General features: G+C 62.2%; 15 protein-coding genes. 4 read left to right on the plus strand and 11 right to left on the minus strand.

Going from position 1 to position 17,572, the window contains the following annotated elements; translation table 11 throughout:
* Nucleotides 1–13 precede the first annotated feature (13 nt).
* A complete protein-coding gene (pdxH, locus tag CKW22_RS13795; protein ID WP_033702635.1) occupies nt 14–661 on the plus strand; it encodes a pyridoxamine 5'-phosphate oxidase in 648 nt (215 codons plus the stop codon).
* A gap of 38 nt (nt 662–699) precedes the next feature.
* Here pdxH and CKW22_RS13800 read toward each other — a convergent pair whose 3' ends face one another.
* Nucleotides 700–933 carry a hypothetical protein gene (locus CKW22_RS13800; protein WP_033702634.1) on the minus strand — a complete coding sequence of 78 codons (234 nt, stop codon included), beginning with the start codon at nt 931–933 and terminating at the stop codon, nt 700–702.
* A 150-nt stretch (nt 934–1,083) separates the two neighbouring features.
* Between CKW22_RS13800 and CKW22_RS13805 the strand changes: the two genes are divergently transcribed.
* Nucleotides 1,084–1,548 (plus strand): glycine zipper 2TM domain-containing protein, encoded by a 465-nt coding sequence (locus CKW22_RS13805; RefSeq protein WP_033702633.1) that lies wholly within the window; start codon nt 1,084–1,086, stop codon nt 1,546–1,548.
* 80 nt (nt 1,549–1,628) lie between these two features.
* Here CKW22_RS13805 and nhaA read toward each other — a convergent pair whose 3' ends face one another.
* The 8 genes from nhaA to CKW22_RS13845 form a co-directional block, all read right to left on the minus strand.
* Nucleotides 1,629–2,804, minus strand: a complete 1,176-nt coding sequence (nhaA, locus tag CKW22_RS13810) for a Na+/H+ antiporter NhaA (RefSeq protein WP_033702632.1) — start codon at nt 2,802–2,804, stop codon at nt 1,629–1,631.
* A 250-nt stretch (nt 2,805–3,054) separates the two neighbouring features.
* Complete coding sequence (locus CKW22_RS13815) at nt 3,055–4,662, minus strand: NAD(P)/FAD-dependent oxidoreductase (RefSeq protein WP_033702631.1); 1,608 nt, start codon at nt 4,660–4,662, stop codon at nt 3,055–3,057.
* Nucleotides 4,663–4,765: 103 nt separating this feature from the next.
* Complete coding sequence (locus tag CKW22_RS13820; RefSeq protein ID WP_033702630.1) at nt 4,766–5,440, minus strand: COG3650 family protein; 675 nt, start codon at nt 5,438–5,440, stop codon at nt 4,766–4,768.
* 136 nt (nt 5,441–5,576) lie between these two features.
* Entirely contained in the window at nt 5,577–6,278 is a 702-nt protein-coding gene (locus CKW22_RS13825; RefSeq protein WP_033702629.1) for an ABC transporter ATP-binding protein, read from the minus strand.
* Nucleotides 6,279–7,046: a high-affinity branched-chain amino acid ABC transporter ATP-binding protein LivG gene (livG, locus tag CKW22_RS13830; RefSeq protein WP_033702628.1), complete on the minus strand. Its 768-nt coding sequence runs from the start codon at nt 7,044–7,046 to the stop codon at nt 6,279–6,281.
* A complete protein-coding gene (locus tag CKW22_RS13835) occupies nt 7,043–8,299 on the minus strand; it encodes a high-affinity branched-chain amino acid ABC transporter permease LivM (protein WP_033702627.1) in 1,257 nt (418 codons plus the stop codon). Before CKW22_RS13835 ends, livG begins: the two co-directional genes overlap by 4 nt.
* On the minus strand, nt 8,296–9,219 hold the full coding sequence (gene livH / locus CKW22_RS13840; RefSeq protein WP_008097482.1) for a high-affinity branched-chain amino acid ABC transporter permease LivH: 924 nt from the start codon (nt 9,217–9,219) through the stop codon (nt 8,296–8,298). The genes CKW22_RS13835 and livH overlap by 4 nt, the downstream gene beginning before the upstream one ends.
* Before the next feature lie 185 nt (nt 9,220–9,404).
* A complete protein-coding gene (locus CKW22_RS13845; protein WP_033702626.1) occupies nt 9,405–10,520 on the minus strand; it encodes a branched-chain amino acid ABC transporter substrate-binding protein in 1,116 nt (371 codons plus the stop codon).
* A gap of 360 nt (nt 10,521–10,880) precedes the next feature.
* Between CKW22_RS13845 and CKW22_RS13855 the strand changes: the two genes are divergently transcribed.
* Both CKW22_RS13855 and CKW22_RS13860 read left to right on the plus strand, forming a co-directional pair.
* A complete protein-coding gene (locus tag CKW22_RS13855; protein WP_033702624.1) occupies nt 10,881–11,186 on the plus strand; it encodes a DUF2288 domain-containing protein in 306 nt (101 codons plus the stop codon).
* Nucleotides 11,187–11,355: 169 nt separating this feature from the next.
* A complete protein-coding gene (locus tag CKW22_RS13860) occupies nt 11,356–12,243 on the plus strand; it encodes an NAD(P)-dependent oxidoreductase (RefSeq protein ID WP_047583678.1) in 888 nt (295 codons plus the stop codon).
* On the opposite strand, the gene CKW22_RS13865 is transcribed toward CKW22_RS13860, so the two are convergent.
* Together CKW22_RS13865 and rapA are read right to left on the minus strand one after the other, a co-directional pair.
* Nucleotides 12,143–14,407 carry a bifunctional diguanylate cyclase/phosphodiesterase gene (locus CKW22_RS13865; RefSeq protein ID WP_095064242.1) on the minus strand — a complete coding sequence of 755 codons (2,265 nt, stop codon included), beginning with the start codon at nt 14,405–14,407 and terminating at the stop codon, nt 12,143–12,145. The genes CKW22_RS13860 and CKW22_RS13865 overlap by 101 nt on opposite strands.
* Nucleotides 14,408–14,631: 224 nt before the next feature.
* Nucleotides 14,632–17,478 (minus strand): RNA polymerase-associated protein RapA, encoded by a 2,847-nt coding sequence (gene rapA, locus CKW22_RS13870; protein WP_033702621.1) that lies wholly within the window; start codon nt 17,476–17,478, stop codon nt 14,632–14,634.
* Nucleotides 17,479–17,572 lie beyond the last annotated feature (94 nt).

Consider the following 17,572-nt stretch of genomic DNA (forward strand, 5'->3'; position numbering starts at 1 on the left):
AGGAAACGCAGCCATGACCCAATCCCTGGCCGATATGCGCCGCGACTACACCCGTGATGGCCTGGCTGAAGCCCAGGCCCCGGGTGAGCCGTTCGCTTTGTTCCACCAGTGGTTCGCCGATGCGGTGAAAACCGAGCAACCCCCGGTCGAAGCCAACGCCTTGACCCTTGCCACGGTCGATGGCGAGGGTCGCCCCCATTGCCGCGTACTGCTGCTCAAGGGGCTCGATGAGCGTGGCTTTACCTTCTTTACCAACTACGAAAGCGCCAAGGGCCAGCAGTTGCAGGCTAACCCTTTCGCCGCCATGACGTTCTTCTGGCCAGCGTTGGAGCGCCAGGTGCGCATCGAAGGGCGGGTTGAAAAGGTCACGGCCAAGGAGTCGGACGACTACTACCAGGTGCGCCCTCTGGGCAGCCGCCTGGGGGCCTGGGCCTCGCCTCAGAGCCAGGTCATCAGTGGCCGTGAAACGTTGGAAGCGTTGGTGAAGGCGACCGAAGCACGGTTCTCCGACACTCAGCCGCACTGCCCGGAGCATTGGGGCGGGTATCGCCTGTTGCCTGAGCGGGTCGAGTTCTGGCAGGGGCGTACCAGCCGCTTGCATGACCGGATGAACTATCGTCTGGTCGATGGGCAATGGCTGCGGGAGCGGTTGGCGCCTTGAAATCCTTGGGGCTGCGCAGCAGCCCCAAGATTGCAACGCTACCCCTGATAAGCCGCCGCCTCACGCGCCAACCACTCCGCCAGCGCCTTGCGCCTGACCTTCTGCACCCGCGCCTGCTCCAGCCGTCGCAGCATGTACTCACGTTTGCGCACATCCTCCCCGGCCAGCGACAGCGCCAGGTCGCGGTCCATCCAGCGGCGCATCCGCACATACAGCCACCCATGGAAGTACAGCCCTGCGACAGTCGTGACCACGACGATGAAGTAATCCATGGCTATCCTTGGTCTCACTTGAAAGGCCCACGATACAGTCCAGGTAGGCTGTACCCAGGCTGAATGAAAACAATTTTATTACGTCTGTGCCGTGACAGCCGTCAATGTGCAGCGTCTAATGAACACCGATGACTTATGGAGACTTTACCCATGCGTAAATCCGCTTTGCTGGTGGCGACCTTCACCACCATGTCGCTGTTGCTGGGGGGCTGTGCCTCGAGCCTGACCGGCGATAGCTACTCCCGTGATGAGGCCCGTCGCGTGCAGACCGTACGCATGGGGACCATCGAATCCTTGCGTCCGGTCAAGATCGAAGGCACCAAGACCCCGATCGGCGGTGGCGCGGGTGCGATTGTCGGCGGCGTTGCCGGCAGTGCAGTCGGCGGTGGCCGTGGCAGCATCGTCGCGGCAGTGATTGGTGCGGTTGCCGGTGGCCTGGCAGGTTCTGCCGCCGAAGAAGGCATCACCCGTACCCAGGGTGTGGAAATCACCGTGCGTGAAGACGATGGCAGCATGCGTGCCTATGTGCAGGCCGTTCAGGAAAACGAGATTTTCCGGGTTGGCGAACGTGTTCGCATCATGACCGTCGACGGTACCAGCCGCGTCTCGCACTGAGCCTTGCACCGGCTGTAGCGCAAAAACGCAAAACCCCGATCTGGCCACGCCAGTCGGGGTTTTTTCATGCCGCTTCTACTTTAGTGCGTGCGGGGGGCGCGGCTGGCCATTGCGGTAACGGCATAGCCGACGACCGCAGCGATGAACGAGCCGGTGAGAATGCCCATACGGTCCATGCCCGCATAGTCACTGCTGCCTGGCACGAAGGCCAGGGAACCTACGAACAGGCTCATGGTGAAGCCGATGCCGCAGAGTATCGCCACCCCCAGCAACTGCCCCCAGCTTGCACCCGTAGGCAACGCCGCCAGGCGAAGCTTGATCGCAAGCCAGGTCAGGCCGAACACCCCCACGGTCTTGCCCGCCAGCAAGCCGACAGCGATACCCAGCGGTACCGGGTGGGTGAAGCTTTCTAACGTCATGCCGGCCAACGAGACACCGGCGTTGGCGAACGCGAACAGTGGCAGAATGGCATAGGCCACCCAAGGGTGCAGGGCGTGTTCCAGCGACAGCAGCGGCGAGCTTTCCGCGTTGCGTGTGCGCAGTGGAATGCACAGCGCCAGGGCGACACCCGCCAATGTGGCGTGGACACCGCTCTTGAGCACGCATACCCAAAGCACCAGGCCGATGATCAGGTAAGGCCCGAGCTTGACTACGCCAAGCCGGTTCATGGCTATCAGCGCAACCAGGCAGGCCGCTGCCAGCATAAGTGACACGCTGGACAAGGTGCCCGAGTAGAACAGGGCAATGACAATGATTGCACCCAGGTCATCGATGATCGCGAGGGTCATCAAGAACAGCTTGAGCGACGCCGGGACACGCTTGCCCAGCAATGCCAGCACGCCAAGGGCAAAGGCGATATCGGTGGCGGTGGGGATGGCCCAGCCGGCGACGGCTGCAGGGTTGTCGCGGTTGATGAACCAGTAGACCAGTGCCGGTACCACCATGCCACCCACTGCGGCGGTAGCGGGCAGGATTACCTGCGAGGGCTTCGACAGCTGGCCGTCGACCACCTCGCGCTTGACCTCCAGGCCGATGAGCAGGAAGAACAGCGCCATGAGGCCGTCGTTGATCCACAGCAACAAAGGCTTGGCTATCTCCAGCGCGCCAACCTTGACGGCGACCGGGACGTCCAGCAGGCCGTTGTACAGGTAGGACAAAGGTGAGTTGTTGATGACCAGAGCAAGGATGGCCGCAGCGATCAGCAGCAGGCCGCTGGCGGCTTCGAGCTGAAAGAATCGGGTGAAGAGGCTACGCACGGGCTATGGGCTCTCCATGAGAGGTTGATTACGGAACGGGCGTACACCCTAGCTTGTGGCGATATGCTTTAAAACAAAAACTATATTCGTTTTTGTTATATGGTATTGCCGCCTTGGCTGTGGGAAGACTAGACGCAGCTGAGGAACGGTGAGGTAGGGGAAATCTGATTATTCGCGCAGACTTTTCTGGCGATGGTCATGCCCCCCTGCGCAGACTTGCCCGCGCAGGGGGCGCATGAAACTTGCTGCCTTACAGCCCGAGCATGTCCCGCGCTACCGCCTCGGCAATGCGAATGCCATCGACGCCTGCCGACAGGATACCGCCCGCGTAGCCTGCGCCTTCACCCGCCGGGAACAACCCCCTCATGTTCAGGCTCTGGTAGTCCTCGCCACGGGTAATGCGCAGCGGCGAAGAGGTACGCGTCTCGATACCGGTCAACACCGCGTCATGCAGGTTGTAGCCCTTGATCTGCCGATCGAATGCCGGCAACGCTTCGCGGATCGCCTCGATGGCGAAATCCGGCAAGCTGGGCGCCAGGTCACCCAGGGTCACGCCTGGCTTGTACGAAGGCTCGACACTGCCCAGGGCAGTGGACGGCCTGCCGGCTACGAAGTCACCGACCAACTGCGCCGGGGCCTGGTAGTTGCTGCCACCCAGGACATAGGCGTGCGCCTCCAGGCGTTCCTGCAGCTCGATGCCGGCCAGCGGGCCGCCCGGGTAGTCGCGCTCGGGGTCGATGCCGACGACGATGCCGGAGTTGGCATTGCGTTCGTTACGCGAATACTGGCTCATGCCGTTGGTCACGACGCGGCCAGGCTCGCTGGTGGCGGCGACCACGGTGCCGCCTGGGCACATGCAGAAACTGTAGACCGAACGGCCGTTCTTGGCGTGATACACCAGTTTGTAGTCGGCAGCGCCCAGTTTCGGGTGGCCGGCATACTTGCCCAGACGGGCCTTGTCGATCAGCGTTTGCGGGTGTTCGATACGGAAACCGACCGAGAACGGCTTGGCCTCCATGAATACGCCCTTGGCATGCAGCATGCGGAAGGTGTCGCGGGCACTGTGCCCCAGGGCCAGAACCACATGGCGTGACTGCAGCTGCTCGCCGCTTGCCAGCACCACGCCGGTCAGCTGGCCGTTATCGGTCAGCAGGTCGGTGACCTTCTGCTCGAAACGCACTTCACCGCCCAGGGCGATGATGTCCTGGCGCATCTGCTCGACCATGCCGGTCAGGCGGAAGGTGCCGATGTGCGGTTTGTTGATGTAGAGGATCTCATCCGGCGCGCCGGCCTTGACGAACTCTTCCAGCACCTTGCGGCCGTGGTGCAGCGGGTCCTTGATCTGGCTGTACAGTTTGCCGTCGGAGAAGGTCCCGGCGCCGCCTTCGCCGAACTGCACGTTGGATTCGGGGTTGAGCACGCTCTTGCGCCACAGGCCCCAGGTGTCCTTGGTGCGCTGGCGTACTTCCTTGCCGCGTTCGAGGATGATCGGCTTGAAGCCCATCTGCGCCAGCAGCAATCCGGCAAAGATGCCGCAAGGGCCAAAGCCGACCACGATCGGGCGCTGTGCGAGCTCGGCGGGGGCGTGGCCCACGTACTTGTAGGTGACGTCGGGGGCTACGCCGATGTTGCGATCGTCTTCGAACTTGCGAAGCAGCTCGGCCTCGTTGCTGGCTTCGAGGTCGATGGTGTAGATGAACAGCAGTTCGCTGTTTTTCTTGCGTGCGTCGTAGCTGCGCTTGAACAGGTTGAAGCTGAGCAATTGCTCATCGTTGATGCCCAGGCGCTGGACGATGGCTTCGCGCAGGGCTTCGTCGGGATGGTCCAGGGGCAGCTTCAGTTCGGTGATTCGTAGCATGGCAGGGTCCAGTATCCCGGCCATGGGCGGCCGGCGGCTTTACACAAACCGCCAAGTATAAGCTGTTCGCCGCCCCGACTGGCAGGATAAAAGCGCCCGGTGATCAGTTGTCGCGCGCACCGCCGTAGTAACCGCAGCCTTGCAGGGTCTTGCCGTCGATGCGCAGCTCGGCGCGCAGGTGGCGCACCGCCCCGGTGGCGACGTCCACGCAGCGTTGCGGTGCGACCCAAAGCTCCACGTGCTGGCCGTTGGCCTCGCTGGTCAGGGTCAGGCCACCACCTGGCACTTCCTCTTCCAGAAACGGCAGGGGCAGCGGCGCTTGACCAACCCGGCTGACGACCATGCCCTTGCCGCTGGCCTTGATGTCCCAGTCGGGTTCGTGGCCGTTGGCGCGCAGGGTCAGTTGCTTGAAGTTGGGGTCTTCGCAGGCGCGGGTCGAGGGCTCCAGGCGGTACAGCCGGCGCACTTCGAGCTGGCCGTCGTTGGTGGCCTGCTTGCTGCCGGTAAGGCGCCCGCGCACATCGGCGAATAGCTTGTCGCCGGCATCCTTGGCGAGGTTGGCGGCTTCCTGCAGGACCCCCGTGCCAGCGACGTCGTTGATCACGAAACGGCGGCTTTCATTGCAGGGCTTGAACAGCAACTGGCCACCGGCGGCGCTCAGTTCGCCCTGCATGCGCGTGGTGCCGATGTTCGGGTCGCTTGGGGTGTCAGCCATCAGTTGGCAACCGGCGAACAGGGGCAGCAGGGCGGTGAGCAGCAGGGTAGGGGTGAGGCGCATGGGGCGGGCTCCGGCGATGTTCCTGAAAGCTGGCCACGTTACGCAGGGTGCACGGGGATCACAAGCATTGTCGGTATCCGGCTCAGGCCACATGAACCCAACAGGCAGAACAAAGGGCCCGAAGGCCCTTTGTTCATCAACCTCCCAGGTACGCGTCACGCACCTTGGGGTCACTCAGCAGTGACTCACCCGTTCCTTGCATCACCACCCGCCCGTTTTCCAGGACATAGGCACGGTCGGCGATCTTCAGCGCCTGGTTGGCGTTCTGTTCCACCAGGAACACGGTCACGCCGTCACGGCGCAACTGTTCGATGATGTCGAAGATCTGCTGGATGATGATTGGTGCCAGGCCCAGCGATGGCTCGTCGAGCAGCAGCAGCTTGGGTTTGCTCATCAGCGCCCGGCCAATGGCGAGCATCTGCTGCTCGCCACCGGACATGGTGCCGCCACGCTGGATATAACGCTCCTTCAGGCGCGGGAACAGCTGCAGGACTTTGTCCAGCTGCTCCTGGTAGTCGCCCTTGTCGGTGAAGAAACCGCCCATGGCGAGGTTTTCTTCCACCGTCAGGCGGGCGAACACACGGCGCCCTTCCGGGACCACGGCGATACTCTTGCGCATGATGTGCGAAGAGGTCTGGCCGACCAGCTCTTCACCCAGGTACTTGATGCTGCCGCTATGGGCCTGCGGCGAGCCGCACAAGGTCATCAGCAGTGTCGATTTGCCCGCGCCGTTGGCACCGATCAAGGTGACGATCTCGCCCTGGTTGATCTCCACGTTGACGCTGTGTAGCGCCTGGATCTTGCCGTAGAAGGTGGAAACGTTCTCGAACTTCAGCATTTACGCTTCCCCCAGGTAAGCCTTGATCACTTCAGGATTGTCGCGAATCTGCTCCGGCGTGCCATCTGCCAGGGGGGTGCCCTGGTTGATCACCACGATATGGTCGGAAATGCTCATCACCAGCTTCATGTCGTGCTCGATCAGCAGCACGGTGACGTTGTGTGACTCGCGCAGATAGGCGATCAGTGCCTTGAGGTCTTCGGTCTCTTTCGGGTTAAGGCCCGCTGCTGGTTCGTCGAGCATGATGATCCGTGGCTGGGTCATCATGCAGCGGGCGATTTCCAGGCGGCGTTGCTGGCCGTAGGCGAGGGTGCCGGCGGTACGGTTGGCAAACTCGGTCAGGTTGACCTTCTCCAGCCAGTACTGCGCGCGCTCCATGGCCTCCTTCTCGCTGCGACGGAAGCTCGGGGTCTTGAACAGGCCGGCGAAGAAGTTGGTGTTCAAGTGCCGGTGCTGGGCGATCAGCAGGTTCTCCAGCGCGGTCATTTCCTTGAACAGGCGCACGTTCTGGAAGGTACGCACCACGCCCTTGCGGGCGATCTGGTGGCCGGCCAGGCCCTGGATCGGCTGGCCATCGAGCAGGATGGTTCCACCGCTGGGTTTGTAGAACCCGGTGAGGCAGTTGAACACCGTGGTCTTGCCTGCGCCGTTCGGGCCGATCAGCGCCACCACCTGTTTTTCCTTGACGGTCAGGGCCACGCCATTGACCGCCAACAAGCCGCCGAAGCGCATGCTCAGGCCGCTGACTTGCAGAATTTCGCGGCTCATCGACGCAGCTCCATGTGTGGACGTTGCATAGGCAGCAGGCCTTGCGGACGCCAGATCATCATCAACACCATCAGCGCACCGAACATCAGCATCCGGTATTCGCTGAACTCACGCATCAGCTCGGGCAGCAGGATCATCACGATGGCCGCGAGAATCACGCCCAGTTGTGAACCCATGCCACCGAGCACGACGATGGCGAGGATGATCGCCGACTCGATGAAGGTGAACGACTCCGGTGTCACCAGGCCTTGCCGGGCAGCGAAGAAGCTGCCGGCGAAACCGGCGAAGCAGGCACCCAGGGTGAATGCCGAGAGCTTGATCACAGTGGGGTTCAGGCCCAGTGCGCGGCAGGCGATCTCGTCTTCACGCAAGGCTTCCCAGGCACGGCCGATCGGCATGCGCAGCAGGCGGTTGATGACGAACAGCGCCAGCAGGGCCAGCAGCAGGGCCACCAGGTAGAGGAAGATGACCTTGTTGATCGAGTTGTACGCCAACCCGAAGAACTCATGGAAGGTCTGCATCCCCTCGGCCGCACGGCGTTCGAAGGTCAGGCCGAAGAGCTCGGGCTTGGGGATGTTGCTGATGCCGTTGGGGCCGCCGGTCCAGTCGGTGAGGTTACGCAGGAACAGGCGGATGATCTCGCCGAAGCCGAGGGTCACGATCGCCAGGTAGTCACCGCGCAGGCGCAGCACCGGGAAGCCGAGCAGGAAGCCGAAGGTGGCGGCCATCAGGCCGGCGATCGGCAGGCAGACCCAGAAGCTCCAGCCCAGGTAGTGCGAGAGCATTGCGTAGCTATACGCGCCCACGGCATAGAAGCCCACATAACCCAGGTCGAGCAGGCCTGCCAGGCCGACCACGATGTTCAGGCCCAGGCCCAGCAACACGTAGATCAGGATCAGCGTGGCAATGTCGACCGCACCGCGCGAGCCGAAGAACGGCCACACCAGCGCGACCAGGATCAGCCCGATGATGATCCAGCGCTGAGTCTTGGGCAGGGTCAGGTAGTTGCTCACGGCCGGCGAGATCAGCTTGCGATCCGAGCGGCGGCTCATGACCGAGCTCCACTGCTTGTCGAACAGCACGCGCAGGAACATCAGCACCGAGCACACGGCGATGATGCTGATGGTGAACGAGCCCTGGCTGTGCACCACCAGGCTGATGCCGTCGATGCTCAGTTTGAGGCCCAGTACCGGGAAGGCCACGGCCCATACCAGCAAGGCGCTGAAGAACGCCTGTTTGAGATTTTTGTTCATACTTTTTCAACCTCCGGGCGGCCCAGGATGCCGGTCGGCCGGAACAGCAGGACAAGCACCAAGAGACCGAATGCCACTACGTCCTTGTACTGGTCGCCGAAGATATCGGCGCCGAAGGCCTCGGCCACACCCAGCACCAGCCCACCGAGCATGGCGCCCGGAATGCTGCCGATGCCACCCAGCACCGCTGCGGTGAAGGCTTTGAGGCCCACCAGGAAGCCGGCGTTGGGGTTGATCACCCCGTACTGCATGCTCAGCAGCACGGCCGCTACCGCTGCCAGTGCGGCACCGATGACGAAGGTGAGGGCGATGATGTTGTTGGTGTTGATGCCCAGCAGGTTGGCCATCTTGATGTCCTCGGCGCAGGCGCGGCAGGCGCGGCCCAGACGGGAACGGGAGATGAACAGGGTGAGCAGGGTCATGGCCACCAGGGTGACGACGAACACCAGGATCTGCATGTAGCTGATCAGTACCTCTTCAGCGCCGCCCGGCCCGAAGGAGAAGCTCCCGGGGATCAGGTTGGGGATGGATTTGTCCTTGGAGTCCTGCGAGAGCAAGACCGTGTTCTGCAGGAAAATCGACATGCCGATGGCGGAAATCAGCGGGATCAGACGGTTGCTGTTGCGCAGGGGGCGGTAGGCAACCCGTTCGATGCTGTAGCCATAGGCACTGGTGACGAAGATCGTCGCGACGAAGGCGACGGTCATCAGGATCGGCAGCGAATGGATACCCATCATGGCCAGGCCCGCCAGGGCGATGAAGGCCACGTAGGAACCGATCATGTACACCTCGCCGTGGGCGAAGTTGATCATGCCAATGATGCCGTACACCATCGTGTAGCCGATGGCGATCAAGGCATAGGTGCTGCCGATGGTCAATCCATTAACCAGTTGTTGGAAGAAATGGTAGATCTCAGGCATTACAGCGCTCCTAAAAACCTGATTTGCATTTCGCTGGCGGGGGTAGGCCAGGAAACCGCGAGTGACGGTTTTAAGATTTTCAGGTGGCCGGCTCCCGGATCGCGGGAATCACGGCCATGAACCTCGTAAAACAAAGCCCACTGCTCGCACAGTGGGCTTTTACGGTCAGCTATTTAGTCACGCAGTTACTGAGGGGAGACTTCGGTCTTCGGTTTGCCGAAGTGCCATTCGTAAACAACGAATTTGAAGTCTTTCAGGTCGCCCTTGGCGTCATATGACAGGTCGCCGGTGGGGGTCTTGAAAGTACCGGCGTGGATGGCTTCAGCCACTTTGTCGGCGTCTTCGGACTTGGCCGCTTTGATGCCTTCGGCAATCAGTTGGACAGCCGAGTAGGCCGGGAACACGAACGGGCCGCTCGGGTCTTTGCCGTCAGCCTTGATGGCATCGACGATGGCCTTGTTCTCTGGATCGGCGTCGAACGACTTCGGCAGGGTGACCAGCAGGCCTTCGGAGGCGCCCTGGGCGATCTGCGAGATGGAGTCGTTGCCGACACCTTCTGGGCCCATGAATTTGGCTTTCAGGCCTTTCTCCTGAGCCTGGCGCAGGATCAGGCCCAGCTCTGGGTGGTAGCCGCCGTAGTACACGAAGTCGACGTTGTTCTGTTTGAGCTTCTGGATGATCGAGGAGAAGTCCTTGTCACCGGCGTTCAGGCCTTCGAACACGGCAACCTTGGTGCCTTTGCCTTCCAGTGTCTGCTTGACGGCGGTGGCGATGCCTTCACCGTACTGCTGCTTGTCGTGCAGGACTGCAACAACCTTCGGCTTGACGTGGTCTGCGATGTAGTTGCCGGCGGCCGGACCCTGGGCGCTGTCCAGACCGATGGTACGGAAGATCATTTTGTAGCCACGGGCGGTGATTTCCGGGCTGGTAGCAGCGGGGGTGATCATGATCACGCCTTCGTCTTCGTAGATGTCGGACGCAGGCTGGGTAGAGCTGGAGCACAGGTGGCCGATGACGAACTTGACGCCGTCATTGACCACTTTGTTGGCGATTGCCACGGCCTGTTTAGGGTCGCAGGCGTCGTCGTATTCCTTGGCTTCGAGCATCTTGCCATCGACGCCGCCCTTGGCGTTGATGTCTTTGATAGCTTGCTTGGCGCCGATGAACTGCATGTCGCCGTACTGGGTGACAGGGCCGGTCTTAGGCCCCGCGATCCCGATCTTGATGGTATCGGCGGCAAACGAATGGCTGGCTACCCCTGCCAGAACCATTGCGGCGAACAGCTTGGAAATCTTGATCATAGTGCTCCACTCATTCTGTTGTAATTCTTATAGTCCTGGCGGCCAGGGCTACAGACCGGGCGGGATTTGCGGTATGGCCACGCCATACTGCATGCCCACCTTCCCCCGGAACATGTCCCGGAACTGTACCGGTACAGTGTAGAGCGCTGTTCGAGCGCTTGAAAAGCGGTCAAAAAGTACCTGGTTCCTGGGTTGTCGCTTGATCGACACAAAGATACAGAAAAGCGCCATCAATTTGCCTGTACCTGCGGCCCAACCCCACAAGTTCGGGGCCGATCGACCAAATTACGTATTTGAAACCGGGTTTTTCTGCAAAAATAGCGGCCTTTTTTATTGGCCGATTTTTGCGGGTAGCAACCCATGACTGATCAAACAAGCACCCTCTATGCCAAATTGATTGGCGAGACGGCAATCATCGAGTGGAAAGCGCTGGAGCGCTTCTGGGCAAAGGGTGACCTGATTTGGGTCGACCCCAGCCTGGACCTGATCGCCGTTGCCGAAGCGATGGCCGAGAATCGCGGCGAGATCTTCGCCAAGTGGCGTAGTGATGGCGCTGTTGGCCCGGTGACTGCCGAGCAGGCGCTGGACCTGCAAAACCGCGATCCAGAGATCTGGGCGGTGGTGGTTTCACCGTTTATCGTGATTCAGGTGAAGCGCGCTGAGTGAGCGTGATCGTTTTTGGTGCGTAAAAATGCGCAGCCGCTTCAATCTGGTGCTTGGGGACGATCAGATGGGTGGAGGTAAGTAACAATTCGGCGTGGCGGTAACAGTTTACGGGATGCGTAATGGGGCCGCTGCGCGCCTTGAAAATAACAAAATGTGCCAGGAGTCGTTCATGAGCTCACAACTACCTTCGCTAGGCTTCGCCGGAATCGGCCTGATGGGCTTGCCCATGTGTCGGCGCCTGCTGGCTGCCGGTTACCCGCTGACGGTGTGGAACCGCAGCCCCGACAAATGCGCCGAGCTGGTAGCAGCTGGCGCGCGACTGGCGGCAACCCCGGCCGAGTTGTGCCGCGACAGCGACATGGTGCTGCTGTGCCTGGCCGATACGGCGGTGGTGCGCGAAGTGGTGTTCGGTGAGCAAGGCATCGCGCAGGGTGGGCGCAGTGGCCAGTTACTGATCGATTTTTCGAGCCTCGAACCGACCGCCACCCGGGAGATGGCCGCTGCGCTCGCGGCCTTGTCTGGCATGGCTTGGCTGGATGCCCCGGTGTCCGGTGGCACGCCGGGCGCCGAGGCCGGCACCTTGGCCATCATGGTCGGTGGCGAGGCCGCCGACCTGCAGCGTGCACTCCCCGTACTGCAGGCCCTTGGCCAGCGAGTGACGCACATGGGCGCCGTTGGCGCCGGCCAGGTGACCAAGGCCTGCAACCAGATGATCGTGGCCTGCAATGCCCTGGTGATCGCCGAAGTGGTGGCATTGGCCGAGCAGTCAGGCGTGGACGCGACACTGATCGCCGAGGCCTTGGCGGGCGGCTTTGCCGATTCGAAACCGCTGCAGATCCTTGCCCCGCAAATGGCCGAGAGCCGCTTCGAGCCGATCAAGTGGCATGTGCGGACGTTACTCAAAGACCTCGACAGCGCAGTCAAATTCTCTCGCGAGCAGGGCTCGGCGACACCGCTCAGTGGCCTCGCCGCGCAATTGATGCGCCTGCACGGTAGCCAGGGCTATCTGCAAAAAGATCCGGCGACCCTGGTAGCGCTGTATCGCAGTAAGGGCTGAGCAGGCCATTGCGCCGTTGCAGCCGCTCCAGGATCGGCCGCAATTCGCCCAGCGGCACCGGGCGGCTGAGCAAGTAGCCCTGCAGGTAGTCGCAGCCGTGGGTTTCGAGGAATTCCAGCTGTTCGACGGTTTCTACGCCCTCGCTGACCACCTGCAGGTGCAGGGTGTGGGCCATGACGATGATGGCCTGGACGATCTCGCGGTCTTTCTGGCTGCCTGGCACATCCTGCAGGAAGGTTCTGTCGATCTTCAGGATGTCCAGCGGCAAGCGTTTGAGGTAGGCCAGCGACGAGTAACCGGTACCGAAGTCATCGATCGACAGGGCCACGCCCTGGGCGCACACGCGCTTGAGCAGGCTGACAGTGCGCTGGATGTCCCCCATCAATGCGTTTTCGGTGATTTCCAGCTCCAGGTGGCGGGGCGCCAGGGCTGAGTGAAACAACGCTTTCTCCACCTCGCTGGCCAGTTCATCGTGACTGAGCGTGACTGCCGAGCAGTTCACCGTGACCTTGAGGTCGCCATAACCGTGGCGGTGCAGTTGCGCCAGGTCGGCACAGGCGTGGCGCAGCACCCACAGGTCGAGGTCGATGATCAAACCATTGGCTTCGGCGATGCCGATGAAACGGTCGGGCCCGAGCAGGCCGTGTTGTGGGTGCTGCCAGCGCACCAGGGCTTCGAGCTTGGCCACCTGGCCATTGTGCAGGTCGAAGATCGGCTGGTAATGCACGCACAGCCCGCGTTCTTCCAGCAGCGCGATGCGCAGTTCCTCTTCCAGCTGCAGGGCAAGCGTGGCCCGGTTTTTAAGGCTGTCGTTGAAGAAGGTCAGGCTGTTGCGCCCGTTGCCCTTGGACTGATACAGGGCAAGGTCGGCGTGCTTGAGCAACTCTTCGGCGGTGTTGCCATCGTCGGGGAAAATGCTGATACCGATACTGGTGGTCATGACCATGCGCCGGCCACCCAGGTCGATGGGGTCCTTCATTCGCTGCATGATGCGCTGCGCCAGGTGGCGTGCTTCATCACGGTTGTTGAGGCTGGTGACCACGCAGAACTCGTCGCCACCAAAGCGCGCCACCAGGTCTTGGCTGCGGGTGGCTGCCTTGATGTGGTTGGCGATCACTTTGAGCAGTTCGTCGCCGGCGGCATGGCCAAGGCTGTCATTGATGCGTTTGAAATGGTCGATGTCGAGAAACATCACCGCCAGGCGGTTGTCATCGGCGTTCTGTTCGGCGAGGCGCTCGGCGAACACTTGATTGAAACCGCGGCGGTTGATCAGGTTGGTCAGGGCGTCGTAGTGCGCAGCCTGTTGCAGCGAGGCTCGCGCCTGGTCCAGTTGGTTGAGCAGCATGCTGACCCGGCGCAGGTCGTGCTCCTTGCTTTGCAGCTTCTTGTCGGCCAAGGCCGCACTGATGCTGGCACCACTGATCAGCAGCGTGATGAATGCAATGGTCAGCCCCAGTTGCAGGCTGTTGTCGGCTGACGGCAGACGCAGCGCAGTGTCGGCGGGGATGACCAAGGTCATGGCCGACATGGCCGTGAAGTGGGTCGCGACGATGCCGCCGGCCATCAGCAGGCTAGCGCCGTACTTCAGGGCCTGGTGCAAGGTGCCGCTACCGTTGCGAAAGCGCCGCGCCAGCAGCAGCGCTGCGAGGCTGGTGAGCAGGGCGATGGCCATGGAGGTCAGTAGCAGCCCGGTCTGGTAGTACTGTTGAGCGCCGGTCTCGAGGGCGGCCATGCCGACAAAATGCATGAAGATGATGCCGGCTGCGATGAGTACTGCACGCTTCAGATAATGATACGGGCGCATGTGCCTACGGTTGATGCTGTTCATGCCCACCCAGGCGACGATCAGGGCAATGAGCAGCGACAGCACGGTCAGCGACACATCGTAGTGAACTTCGAGCGGGGCCTGAAAGGCCAGCATGCTGATGAAGTGCATGGCCCAGATACCGCCGGCGAGGCAGCAGGCGCCGAGCATGCGCCATTGGCGTTGCGCCGTGGCCTGTTCGCTATGGGACTGGCGCTCGGCCATGTCCAGGGTCGCAAAGCACCCCGCGCAGGCCACGGTATAGGCGAGCAGTACCAGGAAGGGTTCATGGCGACAATCGATGACGATTCGTCCGGTTGCCGGAAGATCGGCGAACAGTTGCAGACCCAGCCATTCCATTGCGTGCCTCTTGGTCGAGTTTTCACTCGTCTGCGGTACAACCCTTGGCAGACTGTCCAGAGGCAGTATAGGAAGAGGTAGTTAGCCCTTCCTGAATAATGGCAATTTGATTTCTATGATTTGGTTATGAGGCCAATCGCAGCAAGGCATATAGCCGCTCCCGTTGCAGGAGCAGCCTTGTGTTGCGATGGGCTGCCAAGCAGCCCAACTTGTCGCTCGTATAGTCAGCCAGCCACCAGCACGCGAATGGCTTCCAAGCGCAAGGCAGCTTTGTCCAGCATCGCCAGGCCTTCTTCACGCTGCTTGCGCAAGGCGTCGATTTCGCTGTCGCGTACGCTCGGGTTGACCGCCTTGAGCGCGGTCAGGCGGGCCAGTTCTTCGTCCGCTTCGGCAGCCAGGCGGCGCTGGGCTTCGGCCACACGCTCGACGTGGGTCGGCATGATCTTGGCCTCACCGCCACTGATGCGCTGGGCCAGTACATCCCGCTGGGCCTGGATGAACTTGTTGGCGCTGGCGCGCGGAACGCTTTCGAGCTGGTCGTTGAGCGTTTCGAAGGCCACGCGCGACGCCAGGTCGTTGCCATTGGTGTCGAGCAGGCATCGCAGGGCTGCCGGGGGCAGGTAGCGACCAAGTTGCAGGCTGCGTGGCGCCACCACCTCGCTGACGAACAGCAGTTCGAGCAGCACGGTGCCAGGCTTGAGGGCCTTGTTCTTGATCAGCGCGACGGCGGTGTTGCCCATCGAGCCGGACAGCACCAGGTCCATGCCACCTTGAACCATCGGGTGTTCCCAGGTCAGGAACTGCATGTCTTCGCGGGACAATGCCTGGGTACGGTCGTAGGTGATGGTCACGCCTTCGTCGTCACCCAGCGGGAAACTGGCGTCGAGCATCTTCTCACTCGGCTTGAGGATCAGGGCGTTTTCCGAATGGTCTTCGCTGTCGATGCCGAACGCGTCGAACAGGGTCTCCATGTAGATCGGCAGGGCGAACTGGTCGTCCTGTTCGAGAATCGCCTCCACCAGTGCCTGGCCTTCGCCGGCCCCGCCGGAGTTGAGCTCCAGCAGCCGGTCGCGGCCGCTGTGCAGCTCGGCCTCCAGGCGCTCGCGCTCGTTGCGGGCATCGGCCATCAGGGCATCCCAGGCTTTGCTGTCACCGCTTTCAAGAAGCGGCAGCAGGCGCGGGCCGAACTGATGCTGCAGGGCATTGCCGGTCGGGCAGGTGTTGAGGAAGGCGTTGAGCGCTTCGTGGTACCACTGGAACAGGCGCTGTTGCGGGCTGTCCTGCAGGTAGGGCACGTGCAGCTGGATGGTGTGCTTCTGGCCGATTCGGTCGAGACGGCCGATACGCTGTTCGAGTAGGTCAGGGTGGGCCGGCAGGTCGAACATCACCAGGTGATGAGAGAACTGGAAGTTGCGGCCTTCGCTGCCGATCTCGGAACAGATCAGCACCTGGGCGCCGAATTCCTCGTCCGCGAAATAGGCGGCGGCGCGGTCACGCTCCAGAATGCTCATGCCTTCATGGAAGACCGAAGCGGGGATGCCGGAGCGCACGCGCAGGGCGTCTTCCAGGTCCATGGCGGTTTCGGCATGGGCGCAGATGACCAGCACCTTGGTGCGCTTGAGCATCTTGAGGGTATCGATCAGCCAGTCGACCCGAGGGTCGAAACGCCACCAGCGTTCGTCGTCAGTGGTGTCGCCGTGTGCCTGGAAGGCGACTTCCGGGTACAGCTCGGCCTTTTCGCCAGGCGGCAGGTCGCGGTACTGCTCGGGCATGGCCACCGGGTAGGCATGCAGCTGGCGCTCGGGGAAACCCTGGACCGCAGCACGGGTGTTACGGAACAGCACGCGGCCAGTGCCGTGGCGGTCGAGCAACTCGCGGATCAGGCGCGCGCTGGCCTGGGTATCACCATCGTTGACCGCCGCCAGCAAGGCTTCGCCTTCGGCGCCGAGGAAGCCATGGATGGTGGCGTGGGCCTTGGGCGAAAGACGGCCTTCATCCAGCAGCTCCTGCACGGCTTCGGCCACCGGGCGATAGTGCTCGCTCTCGGCGCGGAAGGCCGCCAGGTCATGGAAGCGGTTGGGGTCGAGCAGACGCAGCCGGGCGAAGTGGCTGTCCTGGCCAAGTTGTTCGGGGGTGGCGGTGAGCAGCAACACGCCAGGGATGACCTGTGCCAGTTGCTCGACCAAGCCGTACTCCGCGCTGACCTGGTCTTCATGCCAGACCAGGTGATGGGCTTCATCGACCACCATCAGGTCCCAGCCCGCAGCAAACAGCGCATCCTGGGCCTTCTCGTCGTCGACCAGCCATTCCAGGGCGACCAACGCGAGTTGGGCGTCTTCGAACGGGTTGCTGGCGTCGCTCTCGATGAAGCGTTCGGCGTCGAACAGCGCCACCTGCAGGTTGAAGCGCCGGCGCATTTCCACCAGCCATTGGTGCTGGAGGTTTTCCGGGACCAGGATCAGTACGCGGCTGGCGCGCCCGGTCAGCAGCTGGCGATGGATGACCAGGCCGGCCTCGATGGTCTTGCCCAGGCCGACTTCGTCCGCCAGCAGAACCCGTGGCGCGCTGCGGTCTGCGACTTCGCGGGCGATGTGCAACTGGTGAGCGATCGGTTGCGCGCGGCAGCCACCCAGGCCCCAGAGCGACGATTGCATCTGTTTGCTGGTGTGATGCAGGGTGTTGTAACGCAGGCTGAACCACGACAGCGGGTCGATCTGGCCGGCGAACAGGCGGTCGCTGGCCAGGCGGAACTGAATGAAGTTCGACAGCTGGGTTTCTGGCAGGGTGCGCGGCTGGTTTTGCGCGTCCAGGCCATGGTAGACCAGCAGGCCGTCGACATCGTCGACCTCGCGCACGGTCAGCTTCCAGCCGTCGAAGTGGGTGATCAGGTCACCTGGCGAGAAGCGCACGCGGGTCAGCGGCGCATTGCGCAGGGAATACTGGCGGGTGTCGCCAGTGGCCGGGTAGAGCACGGTCAACAGGCGGCCATCCTGCGCCAGGATGGTACCCAGGCCGAGCTCTGCTTCGCTGTCGCTGATCCAGCGTTGCCCCGGTTGATACTGCTGCGCCATACTGCCTGAACTCCCGCGATGAAAAGCCGGCTATGTTAACGGATCGGCCGGTCAGACCAAAGTGTTGAAGTGCACCGATCGGTGCCAAAGACCA

This window comes from Pseudomonas sp. Irchel s3f19, from assembly GCF_900187555.1.
GTDB classification, from domain to species: Bacteria; Pseudomonadota; Gammaproteobacteria; order Pseudomonadales; family Pseudomonadaceae; genus Aquipseudomonas; species Aquipseudomonas capeferrum.

What these genes read in the sequence shown, in the direction of transcription:
- pdxH (WP_033702635.1), top strand. Translation starts at nt 14, where the DNA reads ATGACCCAATCCCTGGCCGATATGCGCCGCGACTACACCCGTGATGGC.
- CKW22_RS13800 (WP_033702634.1), bottom strand. Translation starts at nt 933, where the DNA reads ATGGATTACTTCATCGTCGTGGTCACGACTGTCGCAGGGCTGTACTTC.
- CKW22_RS13805 (WP_033702633.1), top strand. Translation starts at nt 1,084, where the DNA reads ATGCGTAAATCCGCTTTGCTGGTGGCGACCTTCACCACCATGTCGCTG.
- CKW22_RS13815 (WP_033702631.1), bottom strand. Translation starts at nt 4,662, where the DNA reads ATGCTACGAATCACCGAACTGAAGCTGCCCCTGGACCATCCCGACGAA.
- CKW22_RS13820 (WP_033702630.1), bottom strand. Translation starts at nt 5,440, where the DNA reads ATGCGCCTCACCCCTACCCTGCTGCTCACCGCCCTGCTGCCCCTGTTC.
- CKW22_RS13825 (WP_033702629.1), bottom strand. Translation starts at nt 6,278, where the DNA reads ATGCTGAAGTTCGAGAACGTTTCCACCTTCTACGGCAAGATCCAGGCG.
- livG (WP_033702628.1), bottom strand. Translation starts at nt 7,046, where the DNA reads ATGAGCCGCGAAATTCTGCAAGTCAGCGGCCTGAGCATGCGCTTCGGC.
- CKW22_RS13835 (WP_033702627.1), bottom strand. Translation starts at nt 8,299, where the DNA reads ATGAACAAAAATCTCAAACAGGCGTTCTTCAGCGCCTTGCTGGTATGG.
- livH (WP_008097482.1), bottom strand. Translation starts at nt 9,219, where the DNA reads ATGCCTGAGATCTACCATTTCTTCCAACAACTGGTTAATGGATTGACC.
- CKW22_RS13845 (WP_033702626.1), bottom strand. Translation starts at nt 10,520, where the DNA reads ATGATCAAGATTTCCAAGCTGTTCGCCGCAATGGTTCTGGCAGGGGTA.
- CKW22_RS13855 (WP_033702624.1), top strand. Translation starts at nt 10,881, where the DNA reads ATGACTGATCAAACAAGCACCCTCTATGCCAAATTGATTGGCGAGACG.
- CKW22_RS13860 (WP_047583678.1), top strand. Translation starts at nt 11,356, where the DNA reads ATGAGCTCACAACTACCTTCGCTAGGCTTCGCCGGAATCGGCCTGATG.
- CKW22_RS13865 (WP_095064242.1), bottom strand. Translation starts at nt 14,407, where the DNA reads ATGGAATGGCTGGGTCTGCAACTGTTCGCCGATCTTCCGGCAACCGGA.
- rapA (WP_033702621.1), bottom strand. Translation starts at nt 17,478, where the DNA reads ATGGCGCAGCAGTATCAACCGGGGCAACGCTGGATCAGCGACAGCGAA.